This window comes from Mesobacillus sp. QJM3NY_10 (assembly GCF_056173465.1).
Genome location: NZ_CM149675.1, coordinates 3,744,772 through 3,767,289 on the forward strand (window position 1 = coordinate 3,744,772; position 22,518 = coordinate 3,767,289).

At 45.0% G+C, this 22,518-nt stretch carries 24 protein-coding genes and 1 riboswitch; of the genes, 5 read left to right on the forward strand and 19 right to left on the reverse strand.

What is annotated here, in order from left to right; translation table 11 throughout:
• Window positions 1-43 precede the first annotated feature (43 nt).
• The 13 genes from AC0VX7_RS18815 to AC0VX7_RS18875 form a co-directional block, all read right to left on the reverse strand.
• Window positions 44-550, reverse strand: a complete 507-nt coding sequence (locus AC0VX7_RS18815; protein ID WP_475425409.1) for a TlpA family protein disulfide reductase — start codon at window positions 548-550, stop codon at window positions 44-46.
• 16 nt (window positions 551-566) lie between these two features.
• A complete protein-coding gene (locus AC0VX7_RS18820; protein ID WP_023626909.1) occupies window positions 567-698 on the reverse strand; it encodes a CcmD family protein in 132 nt (43 codons plus the stop codon).
• Window positions 699-718: 20 nt separating this feature from the next.
• The gene (locus tag AC0VX7_RS18825; RefSeq protein WP_475425410.1) at window positions 719-1,429 is read right to left on the reverse strand and encodes a cytochrome c biogenesis protein; all 711 of its coding nucleotides are present in this window, start codon (window positions 1,427-1,429) and stop codon (window positions 719-721) included.
• Window positions 1,429-2,112 carry a heme exporter protein CcmB gene (locus AC0VX7_RS18830; protein WP_475425411.1) on the reverse strand — a complete coding sequence of 228 codons (684 nt, stop codon included), beginning with the start codon at window positions 2,110-2,112 and terminating at the stop codon, window positions 1,429-1,431. Before AC0VX7_RS18830 ends, AC0VX7_RS18825 begins: the two co-directional genes overlap by 1 nt.
• Window positions 2,109-2,813: a heme ABC exporter ATP-binding protein CcmA gene (gene ccmA / locus AC0VX7_RS18835; protein WP_475425412.1), complete on the reverse strand. Its 705-nt coding sequence runs from the start codon at window positions 2,811-2,813 to the stop codon at window positions 2,109-2,111. The genes AC0VX7_RS18830 and ccmA overlap by 4 nt, the downstream gene beginning before the upstream one ends.
• A gap of 17 nt (window positions 2,814-2,830) precedes the next feature.
• Window positions 2,831-3,172, reverse strand: a complete 342-nt coding sequence (locus AC0VX7_RS18840; protein WP_475425413.1) for a hypothetical protein — start codon at window positions 3,170-3,172, stop codon at window positions 2,831-2,833.
• Window positions 3,173-3,177: 5 nt separating this feature from the next.
• On the reverse strand, window positions 3,178-3,549 hold the full coding sequence (locus AC0VX7_RS18845) for a hypothetical protein (RefSeq protein WP_475425414.1): 372 nt from the start codon (window positions 3,547-3,549) through the stop codon (window positions 3,178-3,180).
• A 12-nt stretch (window positions 3,550-3,561) separates the two neighbouring features.
• The gene (locus AC0VX7_RS18850) at window positions 3,562-4,032 is read right to left on the reverse strand and encodes a cytochrome c-type biogenesis protein CcmH (protein ID WP_475425415.1); all 471 of its coding nucleotides are present in this window, start codon (window positions 4,030-4,032) and stop codon (window positions 3,562-3,564) included.
• Between the two features lie 5 nt (window positions 4,033-4,037).
• Window positions 4,038-6,020, reverse strand: coding sequence for a heme lyase CcmF/NrfE family subunit (locus tag AC0VX7_RS18855; protein WP_475425416.1), 1,983 nt, complete (start codon window positions 6,018-6,020; stop codon window positions 4,038-4,040).
• A gap of 21 nt (window positions 6,021-6,041) precedes the next feature.
• Window positions 6,042-6,491 (reverse strand): cytochrome c maturation protein CcmE, encoded by a 450-nt coding sequence (locus tag AC0VX7_RS18860; RefSeq protein WP_475425417.1) that lies wholly within the window; start codon window positions 6,489-6,491, stop codon window positions 6,042-6,044.
• Complete coding sequence (locus AC0VX7_RS18865) at window positions 6,491-7,450, reverse strand: hypothetical protein (protein WP_475425418.1); 960 nt, start codon at window positions 7,448-7,450, stop codon at window positions 6,491-6,493. Before AC0VX7_RS18865 ends, AC0VX7_RS18860 begins: the two co-directional genes overlap by 1 nt.
• 412 nt (window positions 7,451-7,862) lie before the next feature.
• Entirely contained in the window at window positions 7,863-8,042 is a 180-nt protein-coding gene (locus tag AC0VX7_RS18870) for a glycogen biosynthesis protein GlgD (RefSeq protein WP_475425419.1), read from the reverse strand.
• A gap of 16 nt (window positions 8,043-8,058) precedes the next feature.
• Window positions 8,059-8,322, reverse strand: a complete 264-nt coding sequence (locus tag AC0VX7_RS18875; protein ID WP_475425420.1) for a YtzC family protein — start codon at window positions 8,320-8,322, stop codon at window positions 8,059-8,061.
• Window positions 8,323-8,537: 215 nt separating this feature from the next.
• Here AC0VX7_RS18875 and mnmL point away from each other — a divergent pair, with 215 nt between their 5' ends.
• Both mnmL and mnmM read left to right on the forward strand, forming a co-directional pair.
• Entirely contained in the window at window positions 8,538-9,512 is a 975-nt protein-coding gene (gene mnmL, locus AC0VX7_RS18880) for a tRNA modification radical SAM protein MnmL/YtqA (RefSeq protein WP_475425421.1), read from the forward strand.
• Window positions 9,502-10,074, forward strand: coding sequence for a tRNA 5-(aminomethyl)-2-thiouridylate-methyltransferase MnmM (gene mnmM, locus AC0VX7_RS18885; RefSeq protein WP_475425422.1), 573 nt, complete (start codon window positions 9,502-9,504; stop codon window positions 10,072-10,074). The genes mnmL and mnmM overlap by 11 nt, the downstream gene beginning before the upstream one ends.
• A gap of 568 nt (window positions 10,075-10,642) precedes the next feature.
• Here mnmM and AC0VX7_RS18890 read toward each other — a convergent pair.
• Both AC0VX7_RS18890 and AC0VX7_RS18895 read right to left on the reverse strand, forming a co-directional pair.
• A complete protein-coding gene (locus AC0VX7_RS18890; protein ID WP_475425423.1) occupies window positions 10,643-11,737 on the reverse strand; it encodes a tetraprenyl-beta-curcumene synthase family protein in 1,095 nt (364 codons plus the stop codon).
• A gap of 38 nt (window positions 11,738-11,775) precedes the next feature.
• Entirely contained in the window at window positions 11,776-12,579 is an 804-nt protein-coding gene (locus AC0VX7_RS18895) for a lysophospholipase (protein WP_475425424.1), read from the reverse strand.
• A 114-nt stretch (window positions 12,580-12,693) separates the two neighbouring features.
• Here AC0VX7_RS18895 and AC0VX7_RS18900 point away from each other — a divergent pair, with 114 nt between their 5' ends.
• Window positions 12,694-13,215, forward strand: a complete 522-nt coding sequence (locus tag AC0VX7_RS18900; RefSeq protein ID WP_475425425.1) for a gamma carbonic anhydrase — start codon at window positions 12,694-12,696, stop codon at window positions 13,213-13,215.
• A 95-nt stretch (window positions 13,216-13,310) separates the two neighbouring features.
• Window positions 13,311-14,186 (forward strand): C39 family peptidase, encoded by an 876-nt coding sequence (locus tag AC0VX7_RS18905; RefSeq protein WP_475428200.1) that lies wholly within the window; start codon window positions 13,311-13,313, stop codon window positions 14,184-14,186.
• 3 nt (window positions 14,187-14,189) lie between these two features.
• On the opposite strand, the gene asnB is transcribed toward AC0VX7_RS18905, so the two are convergent.
• Window positions 14,190-16,085 carry an asparagine synthase (glutamine-hydrolyzing) gene (asnB, locus tag AC0VX7_RS18910; RefSeq protein ID WP_475428201.1) on the reverse strand — a complete coding sequence of 632 codons (1,896 nt, stop codon included), beginning with the start codon at window positions 16,083-16,085 and terminating at the stop codon, window positions 14,190-14,192.
• A 255-nt stretch (window positions 16,086-16,340) separates the two neighbouring features.
• Window positions 16,341-17,543: a methionine adenosyltransferase gene (metK, locus tag AC0VX7_RS18915; protein ID WP_475425426.1), complete on the reverse strand. Its 1,203-nt coding sequence runs from the start codon at window positions 17,541-17,543 to the stop codon at window positions 16,341-16,343.
• Window positions 17,544-17,830: 287 nt separating this feature from the next.
• Window positions 17,831-17,970: riboswitch (SAM riboswitch) on the reverse strand.
• Between the two features lie 437 nt (window positions 17,971-18,407).
• Between metK and pckA the strand changes: the two genes are divergently transcribed.
• Entirely contained in the window at window positions 18,408-19,997 is a 1,590-nt protein-coding gene (gene pckA, locus AC0VX7_RS18920; protein WP_475425427.1) for a phosphoenolpyruvate carboxykinase (ATP), read from the forward strand.
• 1,384 nt (window positions 19,998-21,381) lie between these two features.
• Here pckA and AC0VX7_RS18925 read toward each other — a convergent pair.
• Together AC0VX7_RS18925 and AC0VX7_RS18930 are read right to left on the reverse strand one after the other, a co-directional pair.
• Entirely contained in the window at window positions 21,382-21,624 is a 243-nt protein-coding gene (locus tag AC0VX7_RS18925; protein WP_023626888.1) for a DUF2584 domain-containing protein, read from the reverse strand.
• Between the two features lie 55 nt (window positions 21,625-21,679).
• Complete coding sequence (locus tag AC0VX7_RS18930) at window positions 21,680-22,459, reverse strand: alpha/beta hydrolase family protein (protein WP_475425428.1); 780 nt, start codon at window positions 22,457-22,459, stop codon at window positions 21,680-21,682.
• Between the last annotated feature and the right edge of the window lie 59 nt (window positions 22,460-22,518).

A 22,518-nucleotide genomic window follows, 5' to 3' on the forward strand; every position in this document is an offset into this window, starting at 1 on the left:
GCGAAAACAGCTTTATTAAAACACTGATGTGCTTTAACCAAGGTTATGGTGAAACTTTTTCCTGGATCATTTTGATTAAATCGTCTTTCGTTGTCGGGCCGGAAAAACGTTCAACAATGACGCCGTTCCCATCGATGATGATGGTTTCAGGCTGGCCGATGACGTTGTAATCTTTTGAAATGTCTTCTTTTGTATCTAAAAGATACGTAAGCTCAGAGCCGCTTTCCGAGATGTATTTTTCCATCCGTTTTTTCGTTTCGCCTTTAGCGAGGATCAGCAGCTTTGCATCCTTATACTCCTTGCCGAACGCTTCCAGTTCAGGAGCTTCGTCAATGCACGGTGCGCACCAGGTTGCGAAAAAGTTAAGGACCACTGGCTGGCCTTTAAAATCCGATAATTTATAAGTGTTGCCTTCGATATCCTGCAGCTCAAAATCGATGGACTGGTCACCAGGCTGGGCTGATGCTTTTCCTTCCAGTCCACTGACCAAAAAGCCGAGAACTCCGATGACGGCAGCGATGACAATGACCGGAACAATCTTTTTGCCCATTCTATTCACCCGCTTTTTAAAAATCTGAGTTCCATTCTTCAAGTAGTTCAAGCTCTTTTTTCAGCTGCTTCTGCCGGCGGCCAAGCACTACTACATAACCCGCGATCAACGTCCAGATAACTGAGTAAGCCATGAATAAGTAAGTCATTTTAAATTCCTCCTTAGTAATTAGCCTGCAAGCTTTTCAATTGCTTTTGACTTTGCCTTTTTGACGATGTGCCTCATTTTTTCAATTTCTATCCCTTTGCGCATCAGGAACGCGTAAAGCACGGTAATCGTAAAAATCGAGAACAGCAGTGCGACGAGCATATCGGATTCGATACCGCCGCCTGACTGGTTTTTGCCTTCACCGAACACAACTGGATGCAGCTTTGTGTTCCACCAGCGGATGGCCATGAATACGATCGGGACATTGATGGCGCCAATGATGCCAAAAACAGCTGATAGTCTTGCGATTTTTTCCGTTGAACCATCCATCTTGCGGACGAAAAGATAAGCTACATAGATGAACCATAGTATCAGTGTTGTCGCCAGACGCGGCTCCCATGTCCACCACGTATTCCAGCTTGATTTCCCCCAGATCATCCCGGTAATCAGTGTGATGGTCGTGAAAAGTACACCAATTTCAGCTGAGATTCCCGCATTGATATGATGCTGCAGCCTAGGCTTGATCAGCACCCTCACGCTGTAATAGCCAACGACTCCGAAGGCCAAAAAGGCTACCCAGGCACTGCCCACATGAAAGTAGAAAATTTTCTGTGAAGCGCCCATTATCCTTTCAACAGGCGACCATATAAAAATCAGATAAAGTGCGATAAAAACTGTCGGAATCAACGTAAACAGCAACAGCCGGTCGATAATGCCAGTATTCTTTTTCATCAAGATCCCTCCATAATAAATTCGAATAAGAAAAAGCACGCAGCCAGGAACAATAAATCGTAAGCACCCATCAGCCTGATCCATGAAGCAGCATCTGCAATCATTTCATTTTCAAGAATAATCCTTGTTGCCTGGACCCCGGCGATTAGCAACGGACTTAGCAGCGGCAGGAGCAGAACCGGCAAAAGCATCTCACTGTTCTTGGCGTTTGCCGATAGCGCAGCCAGGAATGTCCCGACGATGATGAAGCCAAGCGTACCGATGATGACCACAAGAATGAACCAGCTTACTTTTCCAAAAAAGCGGTAGTCGAACAGCAGGAACAAGACTGGAATGCTGACCAGCTGTACTGCCGTTACGAGGATGAAGTTCGCCAAAACCTTGCCAAGATAGATGCTGGAAGGGTCGATTGGTGCCGAACGCAATCCTGTCAGAGCATCGTTTTCGTGCTCAGAAAGAAAGGAACGGTTCAGCCCCAGAATTCCGGAAAACACGGTAATCAGCCAGACAAGCCCTGGAATGACGGCCTTTACCATATTGTTTGTCGGATCGAAAGCAAAGCTGAAGGTCAGGACGACGAGACTCGAGAAGATGACCATCATGCCGATCGTCTGCTTTGTTTTGATCTCATTGCTCAGGTCTTTACTGGCGATAGTCCACGCATCTTTAAGGATCGAAATCATGAGCTCTTCACCTCTGCTTCGTACCAGGTTTTCATCTCTGCCAGGCTTACTTCTTCTCCAAGGTGCCTTGTTGAGACGATTTTCCCTTTCTTCAGCACGGCCGCCCTGTCAGCAAGTGCATGAACCTGCTCAAAATCATGCGAGATGATCAGGATTGACGTCCCGCTGTTCCGTTTGCTTTTAATGATGCCATTAAGCAGGGCCACAGCCTCCTGATCGAGGCCTGTGTGCGGCTCATCGAGCATCAGGATATCAGGATCCGGGAGCAGCACTCTCGCGATGGCCAGTCTTTGCATCATCCCTCTTGAAAAAGAACGAATGGGCATATCGCGAAAAAGATAGAGCCCCACTTCTTTCAAAAGCTCATTGGCCTTCATGTCGAGATCCTTTACCTTGTAAAGCTTCCCGTAAAATTTGAGATTCTCAAGCGGGGACAAATTATTATAAAGAAATGATTCATGACCCAGAAACCCAATCCGCTGTTTTACCTGTGGTGAATTTTTCTTAACCAGGTTACCGTCCAGGAAAATTTCCCCGCTCGTTGGCTGGAGAAGTCCAACCGTGCATTTAAAGAATGTACTCTTTCCTGCTCCGTTCGGGCCAATCACAGCTAAGATCTCCCCTTTTTGCAATGAAAGGGTGATATTCCTTAAAACGAGTTTGTCTCCCAGCATTTTGGTCATTTTCTTCAGTTCCAGCATGGTCCCCAACTCTTTCGTTAAGTGTATTGTTTCAGTTCTTTGTCTACCTCGGCGAGATGGCTTTGGTAATCAAGTTTCAGTTTTTCAAAGTTATCTTCAGTGATTTCCGCTGCTGACAGCCTTGCTTCAAGGCCGGCCAGCTCCCCTTCAATCACTTTTTTCCTATGGAGAAGGTGTCTAAATAACTGGTCTTCCTCACTGACGATGTCCTCGGCAGGGTTCCTCTGCTTTCGCAAAAACCAGACAACAATAATGACAGCAGTTAAAAATATCAGCAAATAGTGTGGATTCACCATGTTCAACCCCGGAGTACTGAGCCAGAATTTCACAAGCCATTCAGGATGGTAGGCTGGCGCCATTCTGATCACCCCTTCTGCTGGCGAAGCTTTTGCAGTTCTCTAAGAATTTCTGCCTCTGCTTCGGCATCCTTTAGCTTCTTTTTGCTCTCTGGAAGATGTATTGCCTTGCGTCCTTGCGTTTCTTCTTTTAACATTTCGGCCGCGAGCAATTGGTAATCCTCTTTCAATTTCTCAAAATCCTCACGAGTGATTTTCTTCATTAAGAAGTCCATCTCCATCTCATTCACAGCGCTATAGACTTGCTCAAGCGTCAGCTTTTCGCCATCCGCCTCCATTCCCTCAGCTGGCATCTCGCCTGATGAGAAAAAAGGAGATATGATGAAGTAAAAGCAAGTAATGATTACGAGTGAACCAATTATTAAAAATAGATAATCCATTTTGATCAGCTCCTAGAAAAGCTTCCGGCGCTCTTCGTCAAATGTTTTTGCCACAATTTCTTTTTCCATTTCTGAATTCCATTCAGCCTTCATCTCAAGCTTTGTTTCTGCCTTCTTGACAGTCAATTTCCTGAGCCAGACACCGACAATCACGCTGCCGATTCCCACTCCCGCAGCTGGCATTCCCCAGGCAATCCAGCCACTTGTGCCGCCGCCAGGAGTTCTTAAAGCTGCCTGCCCGTATTCATTAACATAGGATTGGATGATTTCCGGTTCTGATTTGCCGCCGTTCAGCATCTCAACCACTTCATCGTAGTAGATTTTTTTTACTGAACAGGTGGATAACTCATGGTCAGCATGGCCCTGCATATCAAGCTGGCCGATGATTTGCTTGAATTCCTTTGAATTATACGTAAAAGCTGTCGTCATACCAGGGATCAAGATGAGCAAAAGGAGTGTTGTTATGAAAATTTTCTTGTTCACCTTCTTCACCCTCCCACTCTCGAAATGCCTTTATTGATCTGGTAGCGGGATGTTGTCGGCCTGCCGCCTATAAGGGCGAATGCTGTTCCGATCACCATGATGATGCCGCCCATCCAGATCCAGCTTACGAATGGATTTACTTTTACCATGAACGTCACTTTGTCTTTGTTCTCCCAGGAACTGAGCACGACGTATAAATCCTGGCTCCAATTTGTCTTGATTGCTACCTCTGTTGATGGTTCAGGCCATGTTTCATAGAAGATCTTTTCAGGCTTGATTTTGCCAATATCCTTGCCCTTATACGTAACATCGATATCGGCCACCACTATTCCATTGCCGTTTTTCGTATGTTCGGTAAGTTCGTTGAATTTCAAGCTATAATCCCCGGTCTTAATGCTGTTGCCGGCATCTACCGTTTTCAGCACTTCTGTTGAGTAAGTGTGCGAAGATATGACACCCACCGCGATGACTGCAATACCGATATGGACGATATAGCCACCGTAGCGGCGCTGGTTTTTTACCGTCAGCTTGAACGCAGCCTTCAGGACATTTTCCTTTGTAGCTTTTCGTCTGGCGCTGATGCCTCTGGCGAATTCAAGCAAGTGCGTTCCGAACATAAAGCTCGTTGCCGATAAGCCGATAATCGCGTAAATTCCCTTGACGCCAAAAGCGAACAGGAGGATTGCTGTGGCCACACCCATTGCCAGCGGCCAAAGCGTATTTTTCATGAACTTTTCAAACACCGCTTTTTGCCATGCAATCAGTGGGCAGATTCCCATCAGTACAATCAGCACCAGCAGGATCGGAGCCATTACTTTATTAAAATATGGCGCTCCAACATTGACCTTTGTGCCTGTAAAAGTTTCTGATATCAGCGGGTACATTGTTCCCCAGAAAACAGCGAAAGCAGCAGCAACAAGAATCAGGTTGTTCAGCAGGAAGCTGCTTTCTTTTGAAAAATAAGCTTCAATCGGGCTGCTGTCTTTTTTTAACAGTCCGTATCTTGTCATCACGATATAAAGAGAAAACAGCATCATGAAGGCCATGAAAACAAGGAAATAAGTACCCAGATTGCTGTCGCCGAACGCGTGGACACTGGTCAAGATTCCGCTTCTGACAAGGAAGGTTCCAAACAGTGTCAGGATGTAAGAAAGAATGATCAAGCTTACGTTCCATGTTTTCAGCATGTTTTTCCGTTCCTGAATCATGACTGAGTGAAGGAATGCCGACACGGTTAGCCATGGCAGGAATGAGGCATTCTCAACCGGGTCCCATGCCCAGTAGCCGCCCCAGCCTAGCTCAAGGTATGCCCACCAGCCGCCAATCACATTGCCGAGCGTCAGGAACAGCCAAGCAAGCAAGGTCCATCTTCTCGTCAGCCTGATCCACTCTGAATCCATCCTTTTCAGGATCAGTGCCGCAATCCCAAAAGCGAATGGAACGGCCAATCCAACATAGCCCATATAGAGCGTTACAGGGTGCAGGATCATTCCCGGATTTTGCAGCATTGGATTAAGCCCTTTTCCATCTGCCGGAATTTTATTGGTCATTTCAAATGGGTTTGCATTAAGTGCCATTACTGTGAAAAAGAACAGGATGTTCACCATCAGGATGCTCGATACATACGGCATCATCGGGTTTTTCTTTTCTTTTGAAAAAACGACCATTGCTGTGTATAGTGCTAAAAGGACTGCCCATAACAGCAGGGATCCAGCGTTGCCCGCCCAAAATGCTGTCAATTTATAAGCAATCGGCAGGCTCTCATTCGTATACGAAGCCACATATTTATATTGGAACTGGCTTGTTCCCAGAAGATAAAGCAACAGGAAGGATGCGATGCTTGCCACAAAAGCCAGCGAAAGTACTGCGCCTCTTGCGCTTTCAATCCACTTGCTGCTTTTCTTCTTAATCCCGATGATATTGGCAATGATTCCGTAAAGCGAAATCACGATCCCAAGGTAAATTGAGATATTTCCAATTAGATACATACAGATAACCACCCATCTGTTTTATTCCTGCTTGTCATTTTTGTACATTTCCTTATGCATTTCGGTATCATAGTTCTCCATGTCTTCGCCTTCATATTTAGTCGGGCATTTTGTCTGGACTTTTTCCGCTTCGAACACTCCGTTTTCCTGGATAAAACCTTCCACGAGGACGATGACATCCTCTGAGAAGTTATCCGGCTTAATGCCTTTATGGAATACCTGCAGCGTTCCCTGGCCTTCCTCGTAAAGCTCAAAACGGAGTTCCAGTTTGTCAGCGTCCCATTTAACAGATTCCTTATTGAGCAGGCCTTGCGTCATAATATAATCGCCTTCATATTTCGAACCATTTTTGCTGAGGTCGGCAATCGTGATTTCCTTGCTCCCTGCGCTTGGCATTGTCGAAAACATCATAATCACGAACGCTACTGATGCAAGGGCCAACCCCATTACAATTTTTTTATTTTTGGACATCAATTCCTACCTCCCAGCTTTTTGATTAATTCGTTGTATTCCGCTTCGGTAATGCTTCCTTCCACCAACATGGCACGGAGCTTTGACTTTTTGGCTTCATAATCATTTGAAGTATCATCTTTAACCGGCTTTACTTTCTTTTTCTTCATGATGAAAATTAATAGTAATGCCGCAAAAATTGTCACACTGCCAACGACTGTGATGACAAGCCACAGAGGCATTTTTTCATCATTTTGTTTTACGGTGCCGGCCTTCTTTGCATCCCCGGCCATAGCCTCCATGATTTCCGCTGTAGTCCTATCGTCAGCTCGTTTGTATTCAAGTGAGATCTTCTTTTCATCACCAGGCTTCATTCCCTGGCTTTGATACAGGAACATGTTCATGTTGTAAGAGTTTTTCTGGTGCTGCTCTGAAGCAGGCTCCAGCTTAAAGCTTTCCGAATTAAGCGGCTCAACGAAAATCAAGTTCAACAACCCAATATCAGCGAAGTTTTTAAAATCGTAAGTCAGTGTTTTAGTGCCGTCTTTTTCCTTGATATTGTCGGTATAATATTCAATCACAAACTTGTAGATCTCCTGTGGCTGTATTTCCTCGCTCGTTTCCCAGGAAATCGTTCCGTTTTCCTTATCAAGTTCATATTGAATTTCATTCATTTCAATCAGGTCACGAGAGTAATCAGCAACAAAACCAATTCTGAAATTCTTCTCATCCATTGGCAGCGGGATGACTACCTGGCCTTTTTGTGCTTCTTCTGCATTGTTCTTCAATGCTCCATGATAGCCGACCAAAAGTGGGGCATTCTTCTTCTTATCTTTTGGGTGATACGAATATTCTGGCATCACCTGGATTGTCAGCTCCTCCATATTCAGGACATTGGATTTTGTCTCAGCATTACCCTTATCAGGCAGCTGGAATATGAATAATAAAATGATGGCCGATAATAACTTCATAACTTTCATTTGATTGGCTCCTTTCTATATGTGACAAATTCGTGAATGTTTTCACAAGACAACTTACATTGAAAATGACAATTTATTTTGGCTAGGGATTTTTCCAAAATGAAACTTTATTTTCCTTAAGAACCCTTTTTGGTCTACCTTATTTAAACCATTTCTAAAAGCCCTCAATCTGTGATTTAAATCACGGAATTTTCGTCAGTTTTATCCGATTTGTGAACGGGGGGTATTATTAGAAAAGCGAAAGCGCCTTGGTCAGCCCCGACAAGCGCTGGAGGGCCGACCGGTGAAGTCGTTCTTTGACTTCATTGGGCGGACCGAAGCGACTCGAGGGGCTAGGCGCTGGAGCTGGACAATTCTCGAGAGAAAATCAAAAAAACCTCACTTCCTTTTTGGAAGTGAGGGTGTTACAAATTTATGAAGATTGCTCTGGTTCAGGATGGAATTTTGATTTTACGGGCTGCCCGCCGCTTTGTTCATATTTTTTCTTCGCTTCTTTTACCGGATCATGGTCTATTCCGAGCTCAAGATCCTGGTTATTGATGCCATTCCTTGTTTTTTGTTCAGGATTGTTCTGCTTTGAGCGCTTTTTCAAGATTTTCCCCTCCTGTTTAATGATCAAGCAAAATCATATTGTTTTGGACTTGCTGCAATTGAAGCCTCATTCTGTGCAGTTGTTCGCGCTGCTGGGAGTTTGCGCTAAAGGAAAGCTTGGCAAGATCATTATAAGCGTCCTCAAGCGACTGCAGTGCATTGGTAAAATTCCCATCATTATAATGCTGCTGAGTAGCCGCATCCTTGTATTGCTCCTGGGCCAGATTGATTGCATCCTCACATTGCTGAAGTAACTGGTCAACCGATTGACGTGTAGCCAATTGTAGCCCCTCCTTTATTTGATGCTGAAGCAAAGTCTGCTTCTTCTTTATTTTGTTCACAAAACATTTTCCTATCACGATTTTGCCAATGTTTAATGATGCCAATTATATTGGGTACATATTGTAATCTTTTTGCAATTGGATTCACGTTTTCTAAATGGTACAATTTTTATTATTAATTTTTTTTGACAGACAGGCTTTAGGAGGTTTCTGGCATGAAACAGACCAACCCTTTTCACTATGCTACTGACGATAAACGGTACCATACTTGGAATTACCATTTGCGCAACCATTTCGGCCATAAGGTTTTCAAGGTTGCACTTGATGGCGGATTCGATTGCCCGAACCGCGATGGCACAGTAGCCCATGGCGGCTGTACGTTTTGCAGTGCATCTGGTTCAGGAGATTTCGCCGGTGACAGAGTAGAAGATCTGGGCACACAGTTCGCAAAGATAAAAGAAAAAATGCATTCTAAATGGAAAGATGGCAAATACATGGCCTATTTCCAGGCTTTCACCAATACACACGCACCAGTCGAGGTGCTGCGGGAGAAGTACGAAACTGTATTGAACGAAGAAGGAGTTGTCGGGATTTCGATCGCAACTAGACCGGACTGCCTTCCTGATGATGTCGTGGAATATTTGGCTGAGCTGAACGAGCAAACGTATTTATGGGTTGAACTAGGACTTCAGACAGTCCATGAAAAAACCGCCAATTTAATCAATCGCGCCCATGATTATGAAACATACAAAGAAGGCGTGGACAAGCTTCGTAAGCATGGCATCAGAGTTTGCTCCCATATCATCAACGGATTGCCGATGGAAACTCCGGAAATGATGATGGAAACAGCACGTGAAGTCGCGAAGCTTGATGTTCAGGGGATCAAAATCCATCTTCTTCATTTGTTGAAGGGAACCCCGATGGTTAAACAATATGAAAAAGGATTGCTTGAATTCCTTAGCTTTGAGGACTATGTAAAATTAGTCTGTGACCAGCTGGAAATCCTGCCTCCTGAAATGGTCATCCACCGAATTACCGGGGATGGACCGATCGAGCTGATGGTCGGGCCAATGTGGAGCGTCAATAAATGGGAAGTACTGAATGCGATTGATAAAGAATTGAAGCGTCGCGACAGCTGGCAGGGGAAATTTTATACTGGGAACAAAGTGGTGATTGAAAATGAAGCTTAAACGGATTCTTCCATTTGCCAGGAACCTTCTTGAATTAGCCGTGAAGCCAGGTGATATCGCTGTCGATGCGACAGTCGGCAACGGGCATGACACCTTATTTTTAGCCAACCTGGTCGGACCTGCCGGCAGGATTTACGGCTTCGATATTCAGGATGAAGCGCTCATGTCCTGCAAAACGAAGCTTCGCGAACATGATTTGCAGGATCAGGTCACACTGTTCCATACCGGACATGAAAACATCACAGAATGCATCCCGCCGCTGCATTTCGGAAAAATAACCGGCGCCGTTTTCAACCTAGGTTATCTTCCCGGTGGTGATAAGGACATCGTTACTGTCCCCGAGACAACCATCTCGGCCATCGACCAGCTGCTGGAAATCATGGCCCCAGAAGGCATCATCGTAATTGTGATCTACCACGGACACCCAGAAGGCAAGGTTGAACGTGAGTATCTATTGCGTTATGTAAAATCACTGGATCAAAATATCGCACATGTATTGGAATATAAATTTCTTAACCAGAAAAACAATCCTCCATTTATTATTGCGATTGAGAAGAGATAAGAGAGGTTCCCAGAATTGGGAGCTTTTTTTATGCTGGAAGTGTAATGTGCTTTTTCGTTCAAAGCAGCTTGGCCTGAATGATTGTAGGATTTCACTATAAAACAAAAACCAGATTGTCGCCTTTTTTATGTGACGATAAATCACGTAATCCTCCTTTTATCCGCACATTAACTCCTTTTATGTGACGATAATTCACGCAATCCTCCTTTTATCCGCACATTAACGCCTTTAATGTTACGATAATTCACGCAATCCTCCTTTTATCCGCACATTAACGCCTTTAATGTTACGATAATTCACGCAATCCTCCTTTTATCCGCACATTAACTCCTTTTATGTGACGATAATTCACGCAATCCTCCTTTTATCCGCACATTAACGCCTTTAATGTGACGATAATTCACGCAATCCTCCTTTTATCCGCACATTAACTCCTTTTATGTGACGATAAATCAGAAAACCTTCCTTTTATGCGAACATCACAATCACTTTTCCATCCATCATTATTTCAAGCAAGGATTTTAACATGCAAAAAAACAGCCAGGGTATCAAATTCCTGGCTGCATCCCTATTTTATAAACGCCCTCACGACTCCGGAAGGAACCCACCTTTGCAATGATCGATAAGCTCGTCCATTGATATAAAAGAAGTAGCTGACGGGGCCGGCTGTTTTGATCATTTCCCTGGCCAGTTTTCTGATTTTCTCCTGGCGTCTTACTTTTTCATCGGACAGGTAAACGCCTAAGAGGCCGCGGTTGATCAGTTTATGGAATCTTTGATGCGGAAGCTTGGCCGTATGATGATCAGCATGCTGTACAAAGTGGCGCAAACGCTCAAACAAAGCTTCTTCATTTTCATAATAAAAACAGAAGTTCAAATCGCCGCCTTCACGGTCTTCTTCCTGATCGATGAAATAATCGAGCAGGATGTGGAGGCCTTGTATGTAAGGAAAATATCCGTTGCGAATACTATCGGCATATTCTGGTTTAAAATCATCGCGTAGCGCATAGGATACGAGGCAAAAGATTCCGAGCGTCGAGCCGGTGCACGCTGAGAATTCATACCACTCCATCTCGGGGATGTTGTCACGGTGGCCGTCAAACCATGTTTGCAGCCTTGGGACACGGTCTTTTACCTCGACATGCTTGTGGATTTGCAAGTCGCAATAATAATCACAAAGCTCGCTCAAATGCTGTTGGATATCCTGGTAGTGATCTAGCTCCGACAGGATTTCCCGGCAGACAGTCACCAGCTCAATGAGATATCCCCCGTCATTCTGGTCTTCCCGCTCCCGATAATAATTTTTCAATTGGCGGTCCGAATTCAAAGCGTCTGCCATTGATTCATGCAGCGCAGCGAAATCGGCTGGATCCAATGATGTACTGCGGTCACAAAGATTATCGAGGTAATCGCTGATCGTCTGGTAAGCAACTATGAAACGGATCGCTTTTTTGTAATTCTTTTTCGCAGTCAGGCTCAAAATCGAGCCTCCTTCGCAATGGAAGGTTTTATGCTCAATACTGGCCAGGGCCTGTTTCCTTAACTCTGGGTTCGGAATCTCCTCTGCTCTGCTTTTCCAGTATGACAGCTCCCTGTGTACTTGAGGCAGAACTTGTTTGTATACACGATACATTAAAGTGATTGGCATTGATGGGATTAACATGTATACACCTTCATCCTTTCCATGTAAAACAACACCTTCTAGTAAACATAACCGATTGCCTTCAGCTGGCTGATGACAAAATCATGCGCATAATCAAAAACCTCTTCGCGTTCAGGTTCGTTGAACACCTCATGATAGCACTTCGGCCATTCTTTATATCTTTTTTCGGAGAGCGGAGCATTGTTGAACCATTCCTTGACAGAACGTTTATCTACAATCCGATCATCGCCGCCCTGCAGCAGGAGCGTTGGAACGTCCTGGACCTTCCCCATGTTTTCAAAGGCTTGCTCCATTGCCGCTGCCAGCTCGCGGTACCAGCGAACCGAAACCTTCGTAATGTATAGTGAGTCATTCGCGTCGACCGCCCTCACATCTTCATTCCTGGTTGCCATCTCGACTGACAGACCTGAAGCGATTCGGAAAGACGGAACAATGACATTCAAGCCGTGTGAAAGCATATCCAGCATTTTCGAAGGATAATTGACCAAACCAAGACATGGCGATGACAAAATGAGTCCGGCAATTTCGACACGTTCCTCCTGCAGCATGCGAATTGCCACTAGACCACCCATACTATGGCCGAGCAAAAATACTGGCAAGTCAAATTCATAGGCTGCCTCAACCCATTCTTTCACTTCCAGAATGTATTCATCAAATGAATCAATATGGCCACGGTTTGCTCTTGTTGTTAATCCCTGTCCAGGCAAATCACCCATTATGACATGAAATCCGGATGAGCGCCAAGCTTCAATTAGCCACCCGTATCGCCTGTGATGCTCGAGTGCACCATGAATCATCACGATTACAGCCTTAGCATCCCCGTCAGCTTCCCATTTCCACATGACCATTCCCCCACTCAAATACTTTTTCTTTCTTTAAAAGAACTATAATATATAATTAGTGAAAAATAAAAATGAAAGCACTGATAAAAACTATTTTATTTAGGAGTGTAGTAAATGATTTATCCTTACAAAGGCAAGACACCTAAAATAGCAGATTCCGCTTTTATTGCAGATTATGTAACAATTAGCGGGGATGTCGAAATCGGCGAGGAATCGAGCGTCTGGTTCAATACCTCGATCCGTGGCGACGTCGCTCCCACCATTATCGGCAATAAAGTGAATATACAGGATAACTCTGTCCTCCATCAGAGCCCCAATAACCCTTTGATTCTTGAAGATGAAGTGACTGTTGGCCACCAGGTCGTCCTCCACAGCTGCATCATCCGAAAAAAAGCCTTGATTGGGATGGGCTCTATCATCCTCGACCAGGCTGAAATCGGAGAAGGTGCTTTCATTGGCGCCGGCAGCCTTGTCCCTCAAGGCAAAAAAATTCCGCCGAACACACTGGCATTCGGACGTCCAGCAAAGGTCATCCGCGAGCTGAATGAAGACGACATCCAAGACATGGAGCGAATCTCAAGGGAGTATGCGGAGAAAGGCCAGTATTATAAAAATCTACAAAACAATGAACAATGATTGATTAAACAAATCCCGCATCAGTCCGATATTAATTTATATATTATACCCTGCAATTTTTAAAATATGCGGACGGGCAGGTGATCGATGTGGATATGTTATATATATCAATTGCGGCTATTGTACCGTTGCTAGTCTTGTTTTTTCTGTTAATCCGAAATCAAAATAGCATGATGAAATCAATCTTGATGTTCCTGTTTGTTTTTACATCGGTAGCCGGTGCTTTCCTGCTCGAGAACCTGCAGGCTTCACATGTCGCCAAGGCTGTCCAGTCGGTCAAGGAATGGCTTGATGAGCCTGAACCAAGTGCGCCACGACAGGTAGCTGCTATCATAGAAGAATACAAACCTGAAATCATCCCAATAAAAAACCAGGTTCTCCTGGATGCTCCGGTCATCTGGCAGATGCCTGAGCTCCCAAGAGGATGTGAAGTCACAAGTCTCGCCATGCTCCTGCAGTACCGGGGTGTTCAAGTGGACAAGCTGACACTTGCCAGGATCGTTAAGAAAAACCCGGCTGAATATCGGCTTCATAATGGCAAAATCTATTTTGGCGATCCAAACGAAGGCTTTGTCGGGAATATGTACACATACACTCAACCAGGTCTTGGTGTCTATCACAAACCGATTGCTGAACTCGCACAACAATATCTTCCTGGGAAAATAAAGGACCTTACAGGCGCGGAATTCCAGGAACTTAAAATCCACTTATCAGATAACCGGCCAGTATGGATCATCACGAACACTGAATATAAAAGATTGGACGATAGCTTTTTCCAAACATGGTATACCCCTAATGGAGAAGTCAAAGTTACCACAAAAGAGCATTCTGTATTGGTTACCGGCTATGATGAAAATTCCGTTTATTTCAACGACCCGTTAACAGGTGAGAAAAATAAAAAAGCACCCATGAAAGACTTCGTGGAAGCCTGGGTGCAGATGGGAAGGCAAGCAGTTACCTACCTTCCCTGATTTTTAAGATTGTAAAACTTTCTGAGCCTCATACTCCTTCTGGAAGGAGTATTTTTTTTCGACATAAACATCATGCCACATCATGAACATCAGCACTGTCCAGATTTTGCGGCTGTTGTCGGCCTTGTTCTGGCAGTGGTCATCTAATAGCTTCAATAAGTAAGACTTATTGATAAGATGCTCTGTGTTGCTTTCCTTGATGATGTTCTTTGCCCAGTCATTCATTTCATTCTTCAGCCAGTGTCTGATTGGCACCGGGAAGCCAAGCTTTTTGCGTGTAAGAACGTGATCAGGTACAACGCCTTCAGCCGCTTTACGCAAAATGTACTTGGTTGTGTTGTTAGCTGTTTTCAAGCTTGTAGGAATCTTTGAAGCTGTTTCGAAAACAATCTTATCAAGGAATGGTACGCGAAGCTCCAAAGAATGAGCCATCGTCATTTTATCAGCCTTCAATAAAATGTCCCCGCGCATCCAAGTGTGGATATCAATATATTGCATTGTATCAACCGGATCATAGCCTCTGCTCTCACGATAAAGAGGCTTTGTGATATCCCTGTAATCGTACTGTCCATTATAAACGTGGAGCAGCTCGCTCTTCTCTTTTTCAGTGAACATCTTCGCGTTTCCAATGTAACGCTCTTCCATTGGCGTCACGCCGCGTTCGATGAAGCTCTTGCCCTTCATGCCCTCTGGCATCATTTTCGAAATGCCCTTCAGCATCGACTTCCCTACCTGGGGAATCTTGTTGAACATTTCAAGGTCCTGCGGCTCACGGTAAATGTTATAGCCTCCGAACAATTCATCCGCACCTTCACCGGAAAGCACAACCGTTACATGCTTCCTTGCTTCACGGGCAACGAAATACAAAGGTATAGCAGCCGGGTCAGCAAGCGGGTCATCCATATGCCACATGATTTTCGGAAGTTCATCCATATATTCCTGCGGACTGATCACATAGCTGATGTTTTCAACTCCGAGTTTATCAGCCGTTTCCTTCGCGACATCAATCTCGCTGAAGCCATTTTGTTCAAACCCAACAGAGAATGTCTTGATTGAAGGATGATACTGCTTCGCAATCGATGCGATGATCGAAGAATCAATTCCGCCAGAAAGGAAAGAACCAACTGGTACATCACTGCGCATGTGGATTTTCACCGATTCGAACAGGACATCCCTGATCTCCTTCGTGAATTCATCCTCAGATTTATGGATCGGCGAGAAGCTCGCTTTCCAGTAACGCTTGATTTCCATCGGCGAACCGATTTTCTTTGTAAAATAATGCCCTGGCTCAAGCTTGTAAATGCCTTCGGACATTGTATTAGGTTCTGGCACAAATTGATAAGTCAAATAGTGCTGTAATGCCTTGTAATCGAGGACATCATTCTCAAGCGCAAGCAAAATGCTCTTCTTTTCAGACCCGAAGAATGTACGGTTCTCATCTTCAAAGTAGAAAAATGGCTTGATGCCGAAATGGTCACGCGCTCCGTAAAGAATCTGCTCCTGTTTATCCCAGATGACAAACCCGAACATCCCGCGAAGCTTGTCAACAGCCTGCTCTTTATAGTGGCTGTATAGGGCAATGATGACTTCAGTGTCCGAATGAGTTTCGAAGGTCAGCCCTTCTTCAATCAACTCTTCACGAAGCTCAAGATAGTTGTAGATTTCTCCGTTGAAAATGATCCAGTAGCGCTCATTTTCATACGTCAATGGCTGATGGCCAGCCTCAAGGTCGATGATGCTCAGACGGCGGAAGCCGAACTGGATATGCTCATCATAGAAATACCCATCATCATCGGGACCACGGTGGGTAATGATGTCATTCATATTTTTAAACAGCTGCTTGTCATCGCTGCTGAATTCCTGTGCATTTTCATGTACACAACCGATAAAGCCACACATTATGTACTTCACCTTCTCCATTTCAGATAAAAATTTATTGTTATTTTCCAATGATTTTACTTCCTAAAAACATACCATCTAATACTATCATTAAACGCAAAGTTTTTGCAGTATAATCTGTGGGAAATTTAAGGTAATACTCTATTTTACACCTTTTGGACCATTCGCAAACCTTAGGGATTTTTGCGTCTTCCCTGGATTAGACGGCAAATAATAAAGGGAGTTACATATTTCTATGCAACTCCCTTTGTGATTTTATTTTCCTTGAGCTTGAGTGCGAAGTACCTCAGCCTTGTCTGTACGCTCCCATGGAAGGTCAACGTCTGAACGGCCGAAGTGTCCATAAGCAGCTGTCTGCTTGTAGATTGGCTTGCGCAGGTCAAGCATGTTGATGATACCAGCCGGGCGAAGGTCGAAGTTGTTTTCAACAACGTCGATCAAGACATCTTCGCTCACTTTGCCTGTGCCAAATGTATCGATGGAAATCGATACCGGACGAGCAACGCCGATTGCGTAAGCAAGCTGAACTTCAACTTTTTCAGCAAGGCCAGCAGCTACGATGTTCTTCGCAACGTAACGTGCAGCGTATGCAGCTGAGCGGTCAACTTTTGTAGGATCCTTACCAGAGAATGCACCGCCGCCGTGGCGAGCATATCCGCCGTAAGTATCAACGATGATCTTGCGGCCAGTAAGACCTGCATCACCCTGTGGTCCGCCGATGACGAAACGGCCAGTTGGGTTGATGAAGTATTTTGTGTTCTCGTCGATCAATTCTGCTGGTACAACAGGATTGATGACATGTTCTTTAAGATTGCGCTGGATTTGCTCGAGCGAAACTTCCGGGTGGTGCTGAGTTGAAATAACGATTGTATCGATACGGACAGGCTTGTCGTTCTCATCGTATTCAACTGTTACTTGAGTTTTTCCGTCAGGACGAAGGTATGGAAGGATCTCTTCCTTGCGCACTTCAGTCAGGCGGCGTGAAATCTTGTGTGCCAATGAAATCGGGAGAGGCATAAGCTCCTTCGTTTCGTTGCAGGCAAAACCGAACATCAAGCCCTGGTCTCCCGCTCCGATTGCTTCGATTTCCTCATCTGACATTTGGCCTTCACGCGCTTCAAGAGCCTGGTCAACACCCATTGCGATGTCAGCAGACTGCTCGTCGATTGAAGTCAAAACTGCACAAGTTTCAGAGTCGAAACCGTACTTAGCGCGAGTGTAGCCAATTTCCTTGATTGTTTCACGAACGATTTTCGGAATATCTACGTATGTAGATGTAGTGATTTCGCCTGCAACTAGTACAAGGCCTGTCGTAACTGATGTTTCAGCAGCAACACGTGCGTTAGCATCTTTTGCAAGGATCGCATCCAAAATCGCGTCAGAAATCTGATCGCAAATTTTATCCGGATGGCCTTCTGTTACTGATTCAGAAGTGAACAAACGGCGTTTGTTTGACATCTGAGTTCCTCCCTCATTTATAAAAATTGATCGAGGCTGTCCCAATACAGACCTCGGTTGATACGGTACTCATTCCCTATGTAGTATGAAATAAACGCTGAGTTTTTATTAGAAAAATTTGTTTTTGATTCATGGTGAATTTCTTTTTTTCCTAATTTTCACCCACGGGAGCAATGACACCAAAGAAGGCAGTCCGGTTGCATTTTCATGCAATTGGACAGAGAAAAGCAATATAAAAAACCTCTCCAATTTCGAGGAAAGGTTTATGCTTAAATCCGCGCCTTTCGCTCTTATCGTTCAAGGGCAGTTCCCTTGCGTCAGGTTAGCACCTTTGCCCGGAAATAGCAGCATTCCAAAAGCTGTTTTTTCACGTCTGCAGGTTGCTGGGTTTCATTGGGCCTGTCCCTCCACCAGCTCGGGATAAGAGAGTATCCGTTCAAGACCAAATCATAACGAAACTACAATTGCATGTCAATGATTTTCTCGGTAAAATTGTCGATTGTTGTTGAAAGTTTTTTTGTATAATGAAATGGCCTCACATCGCTTCTTTTTGCTTGACTATATAAAGAAAGAATTATATAACGCAAGTTAGGTACAAGGTAATTTTTCGAGTCATTAGTATAGATTAATTAAACCAATGTGTTATACTAATACCGAGATGTAAACACTTACAAAATATTAAACTTTCAAGAAATGCAAAAGCGCCTTGTTCAGTCCCGACAAGCGCTGGAGGGCCGACCGGTGAAGTCGTTCTTTGACTTCATTGGGCGGACCGAAGCGACTCGAGGGGCTAGGCGCTGGCGCTGGACATTTCTCGAGGTTAATATTTAATTTTGAATCTATAAAAAAGGAAGGTATTCTCCGATGAATGTTGTAGGAATATCAAATGAACTTTCAGCATTATTAAAAGGAAGCAATGTAAAGGTACAGTTATCAGTTCCCCAGCTTGTTGAAAAAATCCTTAACCGAAACGAAGGGCTCCTGACTTCCACTGGTGCTGTAAGAGCAACCACTGGTAAGTATACTGGCCGTTCACCTAAAGATAAATTCATTGTCGAGGAAGAATCCGTGAAGGACAAAATTGACTGGGGCTCCGTCAACCAGCCGATTTCCGAGGAATCTTTCACAAAACTATATAATAAGGTATTGAATTTCCTTAAAGAAAAAGAGGAAGTTTTTGTATTCAAAGGATTTGCAGGTGCTGATAAGAAATACCAGCTTCCGATCCAGGTAATCAATGAATACGCGTGGCACAACCTTTTCGCCCACCAATTGTTCATCCGACCAACTGAGGAAGAGCTTGTTGGTCATGAATCTGAATTTACGGTCATCTCTGCCCCAACTTTCAAAGCGGACCCTGAAGTTGATGGAACGAATTCCGAGACATTCATCATTGTTTCTTTTGAACAGCGCGTCGTGTTGATCGGCGGAACAGAATATGCGGGTGAAATGAAGAAATCGATATTCTCCGTGATGAACTATTTGCTGCCTGAAAACGACATCCTGTCCATGCACTGCTCCGCAAATGTGGGACGCGAGGGCGATGTTGCATTGTTCTTCGGTCTTTCCGGAACAGGAAAGACAACTTTATCAGCTGATAACAATCGCCGCCTGATTGGTGATGATGAGCACGGCTGGTCAGCTAACGGTGTTTTCAACATCGAGGGCGGATGCTACGCTAAGTGCATTAACTTATCCAAGGAAAAAGAACCGCAAATTTATGATGCAATCCGTTTCGGTTCTGTACTTGAAAATGTCGTTGTCGATGAAGAAACCCGTATTGCGGACTATGATGACGGAAGCCTGACTGAAAATACACGTGCAGCTTATCCAATCCAGGCAATCGAAAACATCGTGGACCCTAGCATTGCCGGACATCCAAACGCGATCGTATTCCTTACGGCCGATGCCTTCGGAGTTCTGCCTCCAATCGCCAAGCTTACAAAGGAACAGGCAATGTACCATTTCTTGAGCGGATATACTTCAAAGCTGGCAGGTACGGAGCGCGGCATCACTTCACCGCAAGCAACGTTCTCGACTTGCTTCGGCTCACCTTTCCTTCCGCTGGCAGCAACAAGATACGCGGAAATGCTCGGTGAAAAAATCGACGAACACAACGCGAAGGTATTCCTTGTGAACACAGGATGGACAGGCGGAGAGTATGGCACCGGAAGCCGCATGAAGCTTGCATACACTCGCGCAATGGTCCAGGCAGCACTTGAAGGCGAACTGAACAACGTCGAGACTGTCAAAGACAAAATTTTCGGCTTGGATATCCCATCACACGTACCAGGTGTACCTGACGACGTCCTTCAGCCAGTCAAGACATGGAGCGACAAAGAAGCCTACTACGCAAAAGCGAATGAACTTGCAGGCAAGTTCCGCGAAAACTTTAAGAAGTTCTCAAACGTACCATCCGTGATCGAAGAAAAAGGCGGTCCGACAGCTAAATAAGGAAATTGATGAAGGCCATCTCCGGTGAGGAGATGGCCTTTTGTTTGGATTGGTTGGGATCAATCATCCACTTACTGCTTACTTCTTTTGAACAGGCCGTGGATTAGGATAAAATTTCCGCTTCCGCCCTGGGATTTTGTCTGAAGTTGCACTGGGTTCGGACAAGTTTCCGCTTCCGGCCTGAGATTTTGTCTGAAGTTGCACCGGGTTCGGACATATTTTCGCTTTCGCCCTGGGATTTTGTCTGAAGTTGCACCGGGTTCGGACATATTTCCGCTTCCGGCCTGAGATTTTGTCCGAAGTTGCACCGGGTTCGGACAAGTTTCAGCTTCCGGCCTGTGATTTTGTCCGAAGTTGACCAGTGTTCGGACATATTTCCGCTTTAGACCAGTGATTTTGTCCGAAGTTGACCGGGGTTCGGACAAATTTCCGCTTCGGCCCTGGGATTTTGTCCGAAGTTGCACTGGGTTCGGACATATTTTCGCTTCCGGCCTGAGATTTTGTCTGAAGGTGCACCAGGTTCGGACAAAAATACACTTTGAGGTCGTGATTTTGGCTGAAGTTGACCGGAGTTCGGACATATTTTCGCTTTTGACCAGTGATTTTGTCCGAAGTTGACCAGGGTTCGGACAAATTTCCGCTTCGGCCCTGGGATTTTGTCCGAAGTTGCACTGGGTTCGGACATATTTTCGCTTCCGGCCTGTGATTTTGGCTGAAGTTGCACCGGGTTCGGACATATTTTCGCTTCCGGCCTGAGATTTTGTCCGAAGTTGCACCAGGTTTGGACATATTTTCGCTTCCGCCCTGGGATTTTGTCTGAAGTTGCACCGGGTTCGGACATATTTCCGCTTCCGCCCTGGGATTTTGTCTGAAGTTGCACAGGGTTCGGACATATTTTCCCTTCCGGCCTGAGATTTTGTCTGAAGTTGCACCAGGTTCGGACATATTTTCGCTTCCGCCCTGGGATTTTGTCTGAAGTTGATCAGGGTTCGGACATATTTTCGCTTCCGGCCTGAGATTTTGTCTGAAGTTGCACCGGGTTCGGACATATTTCCGCTTCCGGCCTGAGATTTTGTCCGAAGTTGCACCGGGTTCGGACAAGTTTCCGCTTCCGGCCTGAGATTTTGTCCGAAGTTGACTGGAGTTCGGACAAGTTTCAGCTTCCGGCCTGTGATTTTGTCCGAAGTTGACCAGTGTTCGGACATATTTCCGCTTTAGACCAGTGATTTTGTCCGAAGTTGACCGGAGTTCGGACAAATTTTCGCTTCCAACCTGTGATTTTGTCTGAATTTGCACCGGGTTCGGACATATTTTCGCTTCCGCCCTGGGATTTTGTCTGAAGTTGAAGTTTAAAATAAAAAACAGAGCACAATATGTGCCCTGCTTAGTTGGTTGAGTTCAAGGAAATTAACTGATACGTAAGTGTTGTTGTGTTTTCTGTCCATTCTACTTTTTTGATGACACCTGTTCCAGTAAGGTCACCTTCAATTGTCTTTTTGACTTCAAGTGGAATGTCAACTGGATAAAGCCTGTAGCCTTCCTTTGTCAAAGAGAAGAAGTTGTCTTCGAGCCTCTTTTCCCGGCCCTTCGTCACGATCATTGTATTCAACTCTAATGGCATCCCCATTGTACTCGCTCCTCTATTGTTCATCATTAATATCTCTTTCATTTTATCATTGTTGCTATTGTGATTTCATCCAATTCGTTAAGTCGGACACAACTTTCCGGTTCATTACTGGTGGAAAGTAATGCGTGTATTCATCAAAATACCAGCTTTCGACAGGCTTGTCCAACTCTTTTAACCGCTTCTCGATCCTATAGGAGTGTTCAACCGACACATTGCGGTCGTTCCGGCCGTGGATCAGCAGCACCGGTGCTTTCAGGTTTTCGATATCGTATAAAGGCGTGCGGAACTTATAGCGGTTTGGCACCTTTTTAGGCGACCCGCCAATCACCCTTTTCATCATCCTGCGCAAGTCCTTTCTCTCTACATACGTTAAAAACATATCCGTTACCCCTCCCCAGGTAACGACCGACGCCGTCTCCTGGAATTTTATCGCAGTCAGCAAAGCCATCAACCCGCCGCGTGAAAATCCAAAGACATGCGTCCTTTCAACCCATGGCAATGTTTGCAGCAGCGTGAATCCTGCAAATGCATCGACTCGGTCATCGCCGCCGAAGTCCTCATCTCCTTCCCCTCCCTGATTCCCACGGTAAAAAGGAGCGAAAACAGTGAAGCCTTCAGACGCAAATTGCGCAATACGTGCAGGCCTTACCTTACCTACATTTTTGATCCCACCGCGAAGATACAGGAATCCTTCAGTCCCGCTTTCATCAATCGGCCTGGCCAGAAGTCCCTTGACCCGCAGTCCGCCTGCATAGTAGGTCACCATTTGCAGTTCGACTGCCGGGTTGGGGGAAGGAAATTTGTTAGCTGAGATTATTCGTCCGTCTTTTTCCAAAGTAAACACTCCTCTCTTATATGAAATTCTTTAAATTTGGTTCCTGGGCATTCACACAT